The organism is Anaeroglomus insulsum (genome assembly GCF_050689095.1).
GTDB lineage: Bacteria > Planctomycetota > Phycisphaerae > Sedimentisphaerales > Anaerohalosphaeraceae > Anaeroglomus > Anaeroglomus insulsum.
The window spans coordinates 32,327-46,295 of record NZ_JBOGCL010000008.1; the positions used below are offsets into that span (position 1 = coordinate 32,327).

General features: G+C 53.5%; 12 protein-coding genes. 4 read left to right on the forward strand and 8 right to left on the reverse strand.

Features of this window, described 5'->3' with window-relative positions:
- Positions 1 to 42: 42 nt before the first annotated feature.
- A complete protein-coding gene (locus ACQ9LF_RS08360) occupies positions 43 to 1,305 on the reverse strand; it encodes an ABC transporter permease (RefSeq protein WP_462488935.1) in 1,263 nt (420 codons plus the stop codon).
- The gene (locus ACQ9LF_RS08365; RefSeq protein WP_462488936.1) at positions 1,298 to 2,200 is read right to left on the reverse strand and encodes an ABC transporter ATP-binding protein; all 903 of its coding nucleotides are present in this window, start codon (positions 2,198 to 2,200) and stop codon (positions 1,298 to 1,300) included. The genes ACQ9LF_RS08360 and ACQ9LF_RS08365 overlap by 8 nt, the downstream gene beginning before the upstream one ends.
- Before the next feature lie 327 nt (positions 2,201 to 2,527).
- Between ACQ9LF_RS08365 and ACQ9LF_RS08370 the strand changes: the two genes are divergently transcribed.
- Positions 2,528 to 3,406, forward strand: coding sequence for a CPBP family intramembrane glutamic endopeptidase (locus tag ACQ9LF_RS08370; RefSeq protein WP_462488937.1), 879 nt, complete (start codon positions 2,528 to 2,530; stop codon positions 3,404 to 3,406).
- 24 nt (positions 3,407 to 3,430) lie between these two features.
- Here ACQ9LF_RS08370 and ACQ9LF_RS08375 read toward each other — a convergent pair whose 3' ends face one another.
- From ACQ9LF_RS08375 to ACQ9LF_RS08400, 6 genes are all read right to left on the reverse strand, one after another.
- Positions 3,431 to 3,988, reverse strand: coding sequence for a hypothetical protein (locus tag ACQ9LF_RS08375; protein ID WP_462488938.1), 558 nt, complete (start codon positions 3,986 to 3,988; stop codon positions 3,431 to 3,433).
- Between the two features lie 109 nt (positions 3,989 to 4,097).
- Positions 4,098 to 4,733 (reverse strand): RNA polymerase sigma factor, encoded by a 636-nt coding sequence (locus ACQ9LF_RS08380; RefSeq protein WP_462488939.1) that lies wholly within the window; start codon positions 4,731 to 4,733, stop codon positions 4,098 to 4,100.
- A gap of 25 nt (positions 4,734 to 4,758) precedes the next feature.
- Entirely contained in the window at positions 4,759 to 5,706 is a 948-nt protein-coding gene (locus ACQ9LF_RS08385) for a hypothetical protein (protein ID WP_462488940.1), read from the reverse strand.
- A gap of 191 nt (positions 5,707 to 5,897) precedes the next feature.
- A complete protein-coding gene (rpiB, locus tag ACQ9LF_RS08390) occupies positions 5,898 to 6,368 on the reverse strand; it encodes a ribose 5-phosphate isomerase B (protein ID WP_462488941.1) in 471 nt (156 codons plus the stop codon).
- The gene (locus ACQ9LF_RS08395; RefSeq protein ID WP_462488942.1) at positions 6,365 to 7,486 is read right to left on the reverse strand and encodes an L-threonylcarbamoyladenylate synthase; all 1,122 of its coding nucleotides are present in this window, start codon (positions 7,484 to 7,486) and stop codon (positions 6,365 to 6,367) included. Before ACQ9LF_RS08395 ends, rpiB begins: the two co-directional genes overlap by 4 nt.
- A gap of 125 nt (positions 7,487 to 7,611) precedes the next feature.
- Positions 7,612 to 8,139, reverse strand: a complete 528-nt coding sequence (locus tag ACQ9LF_RS08400; protein WP_462488943.1) for a macro domain-containing protein — start codon at positions 8,137 to 8,139, stop codon at positions 7,612 to 7,614.
- 253 nt (positions 8,140 to 8,392) lie between these two features.
- Between ACQ9LF_RS08400 and ACQ9LF_RS08405 the strand changes: the two genes are divergently transcribed.
- The 3 genes from ACQ9LF_RS08405 to pheT all read left to right on the forward strand — a co-directional run bounded on the left by ACQ9LF_RS08405 (position 8,393) and on the right by pheT (position 13,966).
- Positions 8,393 to 10,063 carry a cation:proton antiporter domain-containing protein gene (locus ACQ9LF_RS08405; RefSeq protein WP_462488944.1) on the forward strand — a complete coding sequence of 557 codons (1,671 nt, stop codon included), beginning with the start codon at positions 8,393 to 8,395 and terminating at the stop codon, positions 10,061 to 10,063.
- A 264-nt stretch (positions 10,064 to 10,327) separates the two neighbouring features.
- Positions 10,328 to 11,458, forward strand: coding sequence for a glycoside hydrolase family 130 protein (locus ACQ9LF_RS08410; protein WP_462488945.1), 1,131 nt, complete (start codon positions 10,328 to 10,330; stop codon positions 11,456 to 11,458).
- Positions 11,459 to 11,938: 480 nt separating this feature from the next.
- A complete protein-coding gene (gene pheT / locus ACQ9LF_RS08415; RefSeq protein ID WP_462488946.1) occupies positions 11,939 to 13,966 on the forward strand; it encodes a phenylalanine--tRNA ligase subunit beta in 2,028 nt (675 codons plus the stop codon).
- The last annotated feature ends 3 nt before the right edge of the window (positions 13,967 to 13,969 follow it).

Sequence of the window (13,969 nt, forward strand, 5' to 3'; positions counted from 1 at the left end):
ATCCATGCCGCAGGCATTCCGCGTATTTCCCTTCTCATATCCTCAACGCCGCAACAGCCAGTAACACACCTCCCGCAGCGAAGGCCGCTTGCCGTACATCAAAATCCCCGTCTTGAAAATCTTGCCCGCCGCCCAGATCGCCGCCACCACCGACACCCCCAGCAGGGCGATAGTCAGCACCACATCCATCATCGGCACATCCGTTGTCGCCGACAGCCGCAGCACCATCACCAGCGGCGTCACCGGCGGGATAAACGACAGCACCCGCGCAAATAATCCATTGGGACTCTGCACGAGATTAAACCACGAAATCATCGGCAGCACGCACAGCATCACCACCGGCATCATCAGGCTCTGCGACTCTTTCAGCGTGTTGCAGATCGAGCCGATTCCCGCCATCGCTGCCCCGAACAGCACAAATCCAAGGATATAATAAATCAGCAGATAAATCACCATCATGCCGCTGACATCGACCGCTAATCCCTGCCATTGCGCCGTGCCGTAGGCCGTTCCCGCCCACAGCCCCATCACCGCCAGCCCGATTCCCGACAGCCCCAGAATCTTGCCGGCCATCATTTCGAAGGGGCTGACCGCCGACAGCATCATTTCGATAATACGCGAGCTTTTCTCCTCGATAATACTGCTCAGAATATGCTGGCCGCTGATCATAATCCCCATATAAATCATAAACATGAAAAAGAACGGGATCATCATCCGCGTGACCATATTTGCTTCGTTCTGCACCTTCTGGTTATCCGCCGTTTCGCCAATTTCGATGCGTTCAATCGGCACGCTGCGGATTTGATTGAGCAGCTTGGGGTCGATATTCTGCGTCCGGCAGCGCTGGTCGATAACCACCCCGCGTATCATATTCTCCGCCGTGAAGAAAATGTCCGTATCCGAAGGCTTGGGCTTGTAGGTAAAAAGCCGCACCTTGCCGCCGCCTGAAAAAACGCTCTCTTCCACCAGAATATAACCGTGAATCGCCCCCGAACGCAATTGCGTCTTGCCGGCCTCTTCCGCCTGATCACCGCCGTCAACGGCCCGATACACAATCTGCCGCGAGGGATTGGAGTGATTATAATCGTCAAATTGCTTTTTGATGGCTTCGGTCACCTGCCCGGATGAATCCGTAACCCCGATCACCAGCGGCGGACGCGGTCCGGCCGGCCGTTTCATCAGGCGGGTTGTGAAAAACATAATACCGATCATAATCACCGGCGTAATCAGCACGCTGATTAAAAACGTCTTGGTTTTGATCATTTCGCCGAATTCACAGGCCGCAATCGTCAGAATCTTACGCATGATTGCCTCCTGCCAGACGGATGAAAATCTCGTGCAGTGAGGCCGTCTTCACCTCAAATCGGCGGATGCGTATCTTGCCGACTATAGCAGTCAGCAAATCCTGCGGGTCGTACCCATCCTTCAGATGCACCTCCATCAGATGGTCCCGCCGCTCAACACGGTCTGTCATCGGCAGCGTATCGAGCATGCTCATATCCCCCTCGGCCTCCAGCAGCACCGAATTGGATTGATACTGGTTTCGAATCGCACCCAGCGTGCCGTCCAGCACCTTTTTGCCCTTATTAATCAAGAGAATCGAGTCGCACAGCGTCTCGGCCTCGTGCATATTGTGCGTGGAAAACAGAATCGTCTTGCCCTCGCTTCGCATCTGGACAATCAGATTCTTGAGCAATTCATAATTGAGCGGGTCCAGCCCCGAAAACGGCTCATCGAGGATCAAAAGTGATGGGGCATTGATGACCGTCACAGCAAATTGCAGCTTCTGGTGCATCCCCCGCGACAGGTCTTCGACCTTCTTATCCGCCCACCCGGCCAGTTCTACCCGCTCCAGCCATTGCGACACCTGGCTCCGGATCTGGCCGGGGGCAACCCCTTTGAGCGAAGCAAAATATCCCAGCAGCTTCCTGACCTTCATTTTCCGGTACAGGCCGCGTTCTTCCGGCATATAGCCGATCTGATTGCGCATCTGCGGGCTGGAGCCGTTGCCGAATAAGGTAATCGTCCCGTGGTCCGGCCGCAGGATATTGACAATCATCCGCAGCGTAGTGGTCTTGCCCGCCCCGTTAGGCCCCAGAAATCCGTAAATGCAGCCCGCTTCAACCGCGGCACTCAACCCATCCACCGCCCGAACCGGCCCGAACGACTTGTGCACATCCTGTAAATCAAGCGCAATCATATCCATCCTTCTAAATAATAGATATTTGTTGTCCCCATTGTAGCGATTCAAAAAGCCCTGTCAATCGCCTTGTTTGTATTTACGTTAATAGGTTAAGCAGAAATTAAGCCTTTACTTTTCCCGATAAAACGTCTATTGTTTGGGACGATTTGAAGCGATACAATATGTCCTGCACGCGAAGGCGGGTATCCAGTTGTGAAGCGTTGAGGTTCTGGATGTCTTCTTTTAAGGGCGTGACAATAGGCTGTAACCCTCTTTTAGTAAATATGTTATAGCTTGTTTTTTGACGTTTGGCCCACGTGGGTCAGGATTAGACAAGGATGTCCGATGGCAGGCCGCAAGCATAAAACAAAACGCTCCACCGGCCAACTGGTTTCGTTCCTTCCAAATTCGTATCTGGATCGAACCAGCCGGCCGGTCTATGCGCTGATGTACCTGCTGGGCTTTCTGCTGCTGTATGAAGTGGGCACGTTTTATATCCACCCGGATGTCCTGTCGCAAAGCCTGTATCAGCCGCAGCTTCGCGTCGTGGCGTTTGTCTGGGTACAAAATCTGCTCGAATATGTCGGCTTTTCCGAGCGAATGACCTGGATAGCGCCGCCCTTTGTGGTGATTATTATCCTGCTGTGGCTGCAAATCACCAGCGGGACCAAATGGCAGGTTCGCGTCAGCGATTTTGTGCCGATGACCCTCGAATGTGTCCTGCTGTCGATTCCGCTGATTGTGCTCAGTCTGGCGATGAATCGTCCGGCTGCTGCCCCGGAACAGCCCGCTGCGATGCTGTCTATGCCGCTGATTGGCTGTGCTGCACAGCCTGCCGGCCAGGGCCCGGGCCTGTGGGGGGATATTGTTACGGGGATCGGTGCAGGGATTTATGAGGAACTGGTCTTCCGGCTGTTTCTGATTTGCCTGCTGATGATTGTGTTTCAGGATTTACTGGGTCTGAAAAAAGATGTGGCGGTGATGATTTCGGTTCTGATTTCCGCGATTCTGTTCAGCGTGCATCACCATTTCTTCTATGTCAATGGCCATTTCGGACAGGGCGAGCCGTTTGTCTGGCTGACGTTTATTTTCCGGATGATGGCCGGGATTTATTTTGCGGTGATTTTTGCGGTTCGCGGGTTTGGGATTGTGGCGGGGGTTCACGCCTTTTATGACATCATCGCTGCGGTACTCAATGCCTTTCTGTTTGCCGCACGTGCATAGAGCTGTCGCCGTCTGTCGGCGCATTTAATTGGAGGTATCTGCATAGGCTAATGCCAGTGTGTTTAAATCCACGCCCAGGCAGGCCGAGGCCAGCGTCGCCGCGGATTTGGTATCTGCAGCAAGGTTCGACAACTCCTGATAATAATAATGGTCAATCCATCGCGGCACGGCAGCGGGATGAAGCGGTTCCCGGGATGCCGAAATCGGCAGTTCCGACCATAGCCGCTGCAGTTCAGCGACCGGATTGGGCGAAGAAGTACCATGGGTATCCGATTGGAACCACACAAATGTCCCCACCAACAAAGCCGCCGCACACGCGGCCGCTGCAAGCACCCACGGATAAGCAGGGCGGTGATAGGTGTCAGGCAAAGCGGCAGCATGAGCCGATTGGGGGATCAAGACGTTTTTGGGGGCAGTCCACTCGGCGGCTTCCTGTGCAAGTCGGGCGTCGAGCGTCCCCAGATGATGAGCAAACTGGCGACAGCGGGCACATCGCCTTACATGCCGCAGCAGGGAGGCTGAAACAACTTTTTGTTCATCCGCTGCCGCGGACAGCTTCCATTGATAATAATTGCACCACATAGTCATGACCCTGTTTAAGTGTTTCATTTCATCACGGATAGCGGCTCAAGCCTTCGTGCTTGAAGCCGATAGCCATGCCCGAGGCATTCTATTTTTACTTGACAGTCAATCATAGCCGTTGGATATACTCCCGTGGTTTGACGGGTTGAAATTCCACCACGGGGGCGGCCTCAACCCTGTCCGCATTTTTGCCGGTTGATTCGGTTAATTGCCCAACCAATCTTTTTCTGGCCCGAAACAGCAGTACCTTAACATAAATCCTGTGCAGCCCCATCACGTCGGCAATCTGACGCACTGACAAATCGCCCAGATATCGCAGTTCCATCACCTGCCGCTGGGCGGGGGGCAATTTTCTGACCGCCGCCCACAGGCTGTCGCGTTGTTCCTGCAGCATCGTCTGGTCAGCCTGTGAGAGGTCACAGAAATCCTCTGGAAGAGCCGCACTGGGCGAATGGGCGTTTTTGCGATAATGATTGGCTGCCAGCCGCCAGGCAATCGTGAAAATCCAGGTTGAAAATGACTGTTCGGTATCAAATTCGCTGAGATGCTGATACACCCGCAGGAACGTCTCCTGCAGCAGGTCTTCGGCATCCTGGCGATTACCGGTTCGCTGATACAAAAACCGGAACAGCCGCGGTGAATAGGTCTGTACAAGCTGCGCAAAACTGTCCGTGCAGCCGGTCTGGGCTGCACGGATCAGGTCATTACTTAGAGCTGTTTGAGAGGTTGTGTGGTATCTGGCCATAGAGGCTGGTAATACACCATCCGATTTATTTGGCAATCTTGATATTATTTGTTTGTTCAAGCTGTTTGAGCAGTGCGATCAGGTCTTTGCTGTCCCAGTTGCATTGCACGCGGACCACATCGTCGGTGCAGTTGAGGTTAACGGCGTTGATAAGCTGGTCCAGCTTGGGATTTTTATCCGCGACCGAAAGCGATACCATCGCCAGCATCCCCTGGACAAACTGCTGAATCTTGGTGGCTTCTGCGGCATTGCGGGCCTGCAGCAGAATATCGATATACGACGCATTCTCTTTTTCGCCGAACATCAGGGCGATGCGGTTGGTCTGCTGCAGAATGGCCGCTTCCTCAATCCCGTTGACGGTCTCGCCGGTCTTTTCAGCAAACAGCGACATAATTACACCATGCGACCCTTCGGCAAACTGGTTGAACATCGCATTGCCGGCGGCGTTGGCATGTTTGCCATCCAGCACATCCAGGGTCTGCTGGAGGGTGTCTTTACCCATCCCCATCACCAGGGTTGTGGGATTGTAGAAGCAGCCATATTGCCTCGGCCCGTCCGGACCTTTTTTGTCGTCTATCCAGCTGTGAATCGTATAGGAGCCGTATTCGCTTTTTTCATAATACGGATTCATTCCGACCATTGCAATCAAGGTTGCCGGATTGCAGGTCCCGCGAATAATCGCTGCGGCCTTTTGCGGGTCCTTATCCTGGCCAAACAGCGTGACTCCCTGGATGTCATTGATCGGGTGGAAGGAAAATACCTTGGCAAAGTTATCCAGCTTGCCCATGACTCCCCGGGCTGTCAGTTCATTGATCATCTCCTTACCCAGTACGCTCTGGCGGAATTGTTCAATATCCAGATGCACCGCCCAGGTCGCTTCTTTCATCACTTTGGTCTTATCCAGGGGGGCGGCAAACACCATCGATGACAGTACCAAAGATGCAATCCATAATCCAAATACTATCCGTTTCATAGCTTGTACTCCTTAAATAGTCGTTTTTTGTCTTATTGATGGGCCCGAACCTACACTATGTAATACCCATACCCCGGTCAGCGGTTACATGATTTGTTCTGAAAACCTTAATATGACCGGAACTGCGGCCTGTGAAGGCCATAAAAAAAGGCGACCCGAAGGCCGCCTTGCTTGTTGCAACGACTTGTCATTTATTGGCTTACGACTTCTCGTGGGTTTTGTCCCTCTTCAATGGCTCTGATTTTTTTGATCCGCCGCAAATGCCGACCGCCGGAAAACTCAGTCGCAAGCCAGGTCTCAACCATTTTTTGCAGCATTGCTGGCCCAAGCAAATCACCGGATAGACATAAGACATTGGCATCATTGTGTTCCCGCGATACCTTGGCCGCCAATTCATCATAGCACAGTGCAGCCCGTACGCCTTTGACCTTATTGGCTGCGATGCACATCCCGATACCCGTTCCGCAAACCAGGATTGCCCGATCAGCGGTCCCCTTTGAGACTGCCGATGCTGCATCATAAGCCCCATCCGGATAATCCATCGGGGTATCTGAATTCCCATCGCTAAAATCAATATATTCATGGCCCAGTTGAGCCAGAATAGCTTTAATCTGTTCGACGGTTTTCACGCCACGGTGGTCAGTTGCCAGCGCAATTTTCATAGTAAATCCTTAAAACGTTTTTCTATGGCCTGTTCAATCTGAGTTGCACAAGCCTGATACTGAGTTTCTCCAAATCCAATGGGGTCGGAGATCTCGCCGTCCGGATCCAGTAAAAATACCCGATCCGCGGCCTGGTTATCCAGAGCCAACACCGCATCCCGATGATGCCGGCTCATGACAAATATTAAATCCGCCTCTTGTATATCCTGACGTCGGAGCAAGCGGCTACTGTGTCGGTCCAGCGATAAACCTTTTTTACGCAATACCTTACAGGCTTCTTCGCTCGCCCGGCAACCGTCATATGCCGAGACGCCGAATGAATCTATTTTATATCCAAATGCGGGCAGTTCGTCAATATTACAGGACATTTTCTTCGATAAATAGTTTGCGGCCAGCACCTGGGCCATCGGGCTGCGGCAGGTGTTGCCCGTGCAGACAAATACGATCTGCGCTGTGGCAAGCTCTTCGACAGCCGCCCGCGTCAGAACACCTTCGCGTAAAATCTCGACCCCGGCATCGGATATTTTGACGACGGTACTGCTTTGCTGATACCGGCAAGCCTGGGGGCCTCCATCCACAATCATCTCGATTTGTCCATCGAAATACTCCAGAACCTGCTGAGCACTGGTAGCCGGGGCCATTCCCGAGGGATTAGCACTGGGGGCCACAATCGGCCAGACTGTCCGTGATAAGATAGCTAAAGCCGCTTGCTCATTCGGACAACGAATCCCTATCGAGCCATTTTCATAGAGGATATTAAAGACTTTGTCGCCCAGTTTTTGGCGTAATTCTGCCAAATTGGGTTCGTTTGGTTGGCAGACCAACGTGATCGGACCCGGCAAACCTTTGCGTACGAGGGCGTGCACCCGCAACGGCATTTGTGGAACATAACGATAGACATCCTCCGGCTTTCCGATATGCAACGAATAGCGTTTGCCTTCTGCTCTGGCCTTGATGGTGTCAAGCCGACGGATTGCCTCAGGTTCCGCCCGGCACGCCAATCCATAGACCGTCTCGGTCGGGATTGCCGCCACACCGCCGCCATCCAGCACTTTTACGGCTGCACGAACGATCGTTTCCTGCTGGGGACTATTCCACTGATAAATCTCTGTTTTCATACTGGTATCGGATTCCTGCGTCGATTTGTCGGATTGAATCAAGGCAGCCCTTGCCTGTGAATGCCTCATATTCATTCGAGTGGGTATAATAGCAAAAGATGCCCTTTTTGAATAAAGAAAAACGCCTACGGCTGGAGTTTTTTCAGGGCTGCCGCAAAGACATCATACGCCTTCTGTTCATAAAGACAGAAGACCACTTCATTTAGCGACGTTTCTCCTGAAAGATGGGCGATGACATTGGCCAGCATAATGTCGGCGCAGCGGTCCATGGGGTAGCCGAAGATGCCCGTACTGATGGCGCAAAAAGAGAGGCTGTTTAGCTTGTTCTCATTGGCGACTTTCAGGCTATTCAATGTGGCGTTTTTGAGTTTTGTGTCCTCGTCGCCTTCGCCCATACGCGGCCCGACGGCGTGGATTACATGCTTGCACTTGAGCTTGCCTGCCCCGGTGATAACCGCCTGCCCGACGGGGACCGGGGCCCTGGCAAAACTTTCAAACTGGATACTCATTCCCCCTTTTCGCACAATTGCTCCGGCAACCCCGCCGCCGTGCAACAGGTAACTGTTGGCCGCGTTGACGATGGCATCTGTGGCCTGTTCGGTAATATCTCCAACCATCAGCCGGAGTTTGCGGTTGTTTATTTGTATCTCCATGCTACAATCCCTGAGTGTTTTGCGAATTTACATCCTTTGTTTATACCATAAACCCGCAGGGGCTTTTCAGCAATCTATTTTGGTGGATTTTGTCACTGCAAGGCCCACCCCGCAAACCAGATTCTCAGATAAAACGGTTGCAATCGACGCTGGCCGCTATAGACTGTACTCTTTCATTTTGTTCCAATTGGTTAATATTACCTTTTGTTTAGTGTGGAAAATAGCAAAAACGCAGTCGTGGGATTTATAAATAATGGATGGATTTCATCCGAGTGTATTAGTGTTATTGGGTATCGGCGTCCTTGGCGGGGCGATCGGAGCCTGGTTTTTCCAGAAGATCCGCATCCCGCAAGTAGTCGGCTATATCGTATTTGGTATTTTAGTTGGGCAAAGCGGTCTGAAATGGATTGACGTCGCCCAGGTCGAACATTTTAAATCCTTTACCTGGTTCGCTCTGGGTATTATCGGTTTTTTGGTCGGCGGCGAATTGCGTGCCGATACCTTCCGCAAATACGGCAGACAGTTTATTTCGATTCTGGTGTGGGAAGGCATGATTTCCTTTGTCCTGGTGATGTCGTCATCCATGCTGGTTTTGTGGAAAGTGACCGGCAATTTTTCGGCTGCGCTGGCGGCCGGCGTCGTCTTTGGCGCCATTGCTTCGGCTACCGATCCGGCCTCTACGGTGGAAGTCCTGTGGGAATATCGTGCCAAAGGCGTCCTGACCCTGTGCATTATTGCCGTTGTAGCTCTGGATGATGCTCTGGCGATGACGCTGTACGGCGTCGGCACCAGTGTGTCGCAGATGCTGACCGGCCAGGACAGCTCCATTGCTTCCGAAATAAAAAAGGTCGCCTACGAACTTGGCGGTTCGGTTGCGGCAGGGGCCATCAGCGGCGGCTTGCTTAATCTGCTGCTGCGTTATATTCACCAGAAAAAAGAACGCCTGCTGGCTATCTCGGTTGGTTCGCTTCTGGTCCTCATCGGCGGGGCCAACACGGCCGGGCTGGATGTGATTCTGGTCACGATGACGATGGGGCTTGTGCTGGTCAATCTGGCTCCCTTACGCAGTCAGGAACTGTTTGGCCTGCTTCGCAGTTTTTCAGGCCCGATTTATGTGATGTTCTTTGTGCTGGTGGGCGCTCGGCTGGGGTTATCGAAGATGCCCGGCTGGCTGTGGCTGGTGGTCGTTCTATATGTTCTGTGCCGCAACCTCGGCAAAATGCTGGGCTGTTATATCGGTGCTCGCCGCAGCGGGGCTTGTGAAGCTGTGCAGAAATACAGCGGTCTGGGCATCTTTGCCCAGGGCGGCGTGGCTATCGGCCTTTCCATTATGGCCAGCCAGCATCTGAACCATATTCCGATTACCGACGCCCTGTCGCTGGGCGAAGTCATCATCTTTGGCGTGACGGCCACGACGATGATTGTCCAGTTCATCGGCCCCTTCTGCGTCAAGCTGAGCATCAAGCTGGCCAAAGAAATCAATCGCAACGTCACCGAAGACGATATCATGGCGACACTGACGGTAGGGGATGTATTCAATCCACACATTGAGCCGCTGCGGTCTCATGATACCATTGCCTGTGCTGTGGAAAAGTTCGCCCATTCCGAGGACAGTACCTTTCCGGTGGTCAACGCCAGCGGGGATCTGGTGGGGATGATGACCCTGTCGCACCTGCGGGATGTCCTGGTCGAGCAGGATTGCTGGAACTGGATGCTGATAGCCGATGTGATGGCGTCGGTGCGGGATACCGTGACTGAATCCACACCGCTTTCTGTGGCGATGGAACTGATGGACAAACTCGGCACCGAACAGATTCTGGTCGTGGATCCGCAAAACAAAACCCGGCTTGCCGGGATACTGGATACCCGTGTTGCCAGACAGCGTATCGACCAGCAGCTCCTTGTTCAGCAAACCGCGGCATAGTCTCTGCTTGCCGGCATATGCTCTCTCAGGTATGGTACCCCTGGGGCGAGGCAAAGCTTTCAATCGCATCCTTTTGCTGTATCCGGGCGGGGGCTAAAATACCCTATTTCTTCTTTTGGGCCACAGAGCAATCATCGTATGTTTGAAACGCAGGTGGATAGTGTTACAACTGTCCAACGAATTGGTCAAAAATCCTGTTTTCATAGCTGGCGGGGGCGTTATACTTTTTAAAAACGTCACAATCCGACAAAGAAAGGAACTCCGATGCCTGCTGAAAGATATGCTGGGTTATTCTTGGTGTGGTTAAGTCTGTCTTTATCGACGCTGTCCTGTGCCGAGGGAGGCAAGCAGGATTGGCAGCTTGGACCGTTTGTCCGGCCGGTCAGCAAACCCGTTATCAGCCCCATCAAGGACACCGTCTTTGCCTGCCCGATGGTCGGCAAAGAGATTTACTGGCAGCAGAGCGACACCTTCAACCCTGCGGCCATTGTCTATCAAAACAAGATTGTCGTGCTGTATCGGGCCGAGGATGGTACCGGCGACGGCATTGGAAAACATACCTCGCGGGTCGGGTATGCTGAATCGTCGGATGGAATTACCTTCGAGCGGCTGCCTGTGCCGGTCCTGTACCCCGATGAAGATGCATGGAAGGCCTACGAGTGGCGGGGCGGCTGCGAAGACCCCCGTGTGGTCGAAGGGCCGGACGGGACATATTATATCTACTATACGATGTGGAATCGCGACACGCCGGGGCAGGTTTCGCGTTCAGCCCGTATTGGGGTGGCTTGCTCCAAAGACCCGAAGCACTGGACCAAGTTCGGCCCGATTTTCAAAGACGCCTACGGCGGCAAATTCGTCGATAGCTGGAATAAATCCGCGTCCGTCGTGACCTTGCTTCGCGATGGGCGGCTGGTGGCCGAGAAGATTAACGGCAAATACTGGATGTACTGGGGCGAGGCGGCGATTCACGCGGCGACCTCGGACGACTTGATTCACTGGACACCAGAGGTCAATGACAAAGGCGAGCTGATTGCCCTGATTAAGCCCCGCGCCGACAAGTTTGACAGCCTGCTGACTGAGGCGGGGCCGCCGGCGGTGGTAACGGACAAGGGGATTGTCCTGATTTATAACGGTAAAAACAGCGGGGCGGATCGGTCCGTCGGCAAAGGGGCGTATGCGGCCGGGCAGCTTCTTCTGGATAAAACCGATCCGATGCGGGTGCTGGACCGGTGCGAGGAGACGTTCTTTAAGCCGGAGATGGACTATGAAAAAACCGGCCAATACACCGATGGTACTGTCTTTGTGGAGGGGCTGGTGTATTTCCAGGGCAAATGGATTTTGTATTATGGGACGGCGGATTCGTTTGTTGGGGTGGCGGTCTGCGAGAAGAAATAGTTGATGTGACAAAAAGTCAGAAATCGAAGGGCAAAGAAATTTAAGGATTCGCCTGCGGCGAGGCTGAATGATCTCAAGCACGGAGGCTTGAGCTACTAAAAGGCTGGATAAACTCAAGCACGGAGGCTTAGCTACTAAATATATAGCATATCATAAATCAGGGATACAGGGGGTATCCACATATTTTAGGGCTGTTCAAAAGGGGCGTTGTGGGGGGCGTTTTTGTGGCCGGGCGGGGCAAAAGCATTGACAGGCTATGGATTTAGAGGTACCTTATCGGCTTTGCCTTAAGATTTACCCAACGGGTAAGATTATTCCGCGACGGCCACAGGCTGTTCTATACCGTGCGTCAAGCGACCTATCCATTGCCGCGGTGATCATCTACGGTGGAAGCTGGTGGCTCAAAGCTCTTTAGCCTCGCCGAAACGGAAAATTTCAAGTGCGATCAGTATATTTGATACAGGAAGGTTTGGCCAACGTATGAAAATCTCAATGAAATGGCTGCGGGATTATATCGATATTTCCGGCTACACGGCCGAGCAGATCGGCTCGACGCTCAGCGACCGCGGGCTGCCGATCGAATCGATTACCCCGTTTGAAGATGATACCGTAATCGATGTGGAAATCACCAGCAATCGCGGCGACTGCCTGAGTCATATTGGCATTGCCCGGGAGCTGTCGGCGGCATGGGGCAGGCCATTGACACTGCCGCAGGTCGAGTATGCTGAATCCGACCGCGAGGCCAGCCAGCTTGTGGATGTGAAGATTGCCGAACCGACCCTGTGCGGACGATATACGGCCCGGGTGATCGAAGGGGTCAAGATCGGACCGTCGCCGGAGTGGGTGCAGAAACGTCTTGAGGCGGTGGGGCTTCGCAGCGTGAACAATGTGGTGGATGCGACCAATTATGCAATGATGGAACATGGTCAGCCGCCACACGCGTTCGATTATGATAAAATTGGCGGAAAGAAGATTATCGTTCGCAAGGCGGTGGCTGGAGAGCGTATCATCAGCATCGACGGCAGCAAGTGCGACCTGGCGGATTCGATGCTGGTGATCGCGGATGAAAAGCATCCGGTTGCGATTGCCGGCGTCATGGGCGGGCTTGAGACCGAAGTGAGCGATACAACGGTCAATATTCTGCTGGAAGAGGCCCGGTTTGATCCGGTGTGTATTCGTCGGACATCACGACGGCTGGCGCTGCCTTCGGAGGCCTCGTACCGGTTTGAGCGTCTGGTTGATACGGATAATATCGAATGGGCGTCCCGTCGATGTGCTCAATTGATTATGCAGTGGGCAGGCGGACAAGCAGCCCGTGGAGTTGTGGATGTCTATCCGGGCAAAGTCGAAACACCGACGGTGGGGATGCGATTTTCGCGTATGAATGCGTTGCTGGGGATTACGATTCCCCCTGAGAAGGTGATGGCGATATTCCAGGGGCTGGGTTTCAATCCCGAGATGAAGACCGACGACCTGGTGGTCTGTACGATTCCGACCTGGCGGCATGATATTTATCGCGAGGTGGATTTGATTGAAGAGGCCGCTCGCTGCTGGGGTTATGACAAGATTCCCACCGAGCGAAAGATTCATATTGAAGCTGCTCCCAAAGACAAGCGTCAGACGCTGGCCTCGCGGCTGCGGACGGTGCTGACGGGCTGCGGGTTTTATGAAACCGTGACTGTGTCGTTTGTGGAGCCGGAGCTGGCGGCAGTATTCAGCGACCTTGCGATTGAGCAGCATCTGGCGGTGCAGGATGTGAATCAGAAATCGTCTCGGATTCTGCGTTCGACGCTGATGGCATCGCTGGCCGGAGTGATGCGGTCCAATTATAATGCGGGCAATACGGCGTGCAGTCTGTTTGAGCTGGCCGATACGTATAAGCCCAATCAGGCCCATCCGGACAAACTGCCGATTCAGCGGACGCAGATTGGCCTTGTAACGGATGGTGACTTCCGGCAGTTGCGTGGGGTTATTGAGGGGATTATCGAGGCGGTCAATGCGGCCGCGAAGGTCGAGTGCAAGCCAGCCGAATACAAGTGGGCCCAGGCGGGAGCGGAGGTTCTGATGGATGGCCGGCCGGTGGGGGTGGCGGGGGTGCTCAAGGCGGACCTGGCCAAGCGGTTCGATTTGGACCGGGCGGGGCAGGTCTGTGTGGCGGAGCTGGATTTTGATATGCTGCTGGAATCGATTGGCGGTATTGTGACGGTCAAGCCGATCCCCAAGTTTCCTGCGATTTGCCGGGATTTGTCGCTGATTGTTGCTGAGCCGGTGAAATGGTCCGATATTCTGTCGACCCTTCAGACCTGCTGGCCGGCGCAATTGGAGAAAGTCGATTTTGTGACTCTGTATCGGGGTAAACCCATCCCTGCCGGACAAAAGAGTGTCACGGTGTCGCTGGTTTTCCGTGATGATGATGGGACGCTGCGTCATGACCAGGTGGATGTGTTTGAGAAGACTATCCTTGAAACACTGAATCAAAAATTAGGCGTGCAAATCCGTACCACATAAAGA

Coding starts and splice junctions, on each gene's coding strand:
- ACQ9LF_RS08365 (WP_462488936.1), bottom strand. CDS start 2,200: ATGATTGCGCTTGATTTACAGGATGTGCACAAGTCGTTCGGGCCGGTT.
- ACQ9LF_RS08360 (WP_462488935.1), bottom strand. CDS start 1,305: ATGCGTAAGATTCTGACGATTGCGGCCTGTGAATTCGGCGAAATGATC.
- ACQ9LF_RS08375 (WP_462488938.1), bottom strand. CDS start 3,988: ATGTGGTGCAATTATTATCAATGGAAGCTGTCCGCGGCAGCGGATGAA.
- ACQ9LF_RS08395 (WP_462488942.1), bottom strand. CDS start 7,486: ATGAAAACAGAGATTTATCAGTGGAATAGTCCCCAGCAGGAAACGATC.
- ACQ9LF_RS08410 (WP_462488945.1), top strand. CDS start 10,328: ATGCCTGCTGAAAGATATGCTGGGTTATTCTTGGTGTGGTTAAGTCTG.
- ACQ9LF_RS08405 (WP_462488944.1), top strand. CDS start 8,393: ATGGATGGATTTCATCCGAGTGTATTAGTGTTATTGGGTATCGGCGTC.
- ACQ9LF_RS08400 (WP_462488943.1), bottom strand. CDS start 8,139: ATGGAGATACAAATAAACAACCGCAAACTCCGGCTGATGGTTGGAGAT.
- ACQ9LF_RS08380 (WP_462488939.1), bottom strand. CDS start 4,733: ATGGCCAGATACCACACAACCTCTCAAACAGCTCTAAGTAATGACCTG.
- ACQ9LF_RS08385 (WP_462488940.1), bottom strand. CDS start 5,706: ATGAAACGGATAGTATTTGGATTATGGATTGCATCTTTGGTACTGTCA.
- pheT (WP_462488946.1), top strand. CDS start 11,939: ATGAAAATCTCAATGAAATGGCTGCGGGATTATATCGATATTTCCGGC.
- rpiB (WP_462488941.1), bottom strand. CDS start 6,368: ATGAAAATTGCGCTGGCAACTGACCACCGTGGCGTGAAAACCGTCGAA.
- ACQ9LF_RS08370 (WP_462488937.1), top strand. CDS start 2,528: ATGGCAGGCCGCAAGCATAAAACAAAACGCTCCACCGGCCAACTGGTT.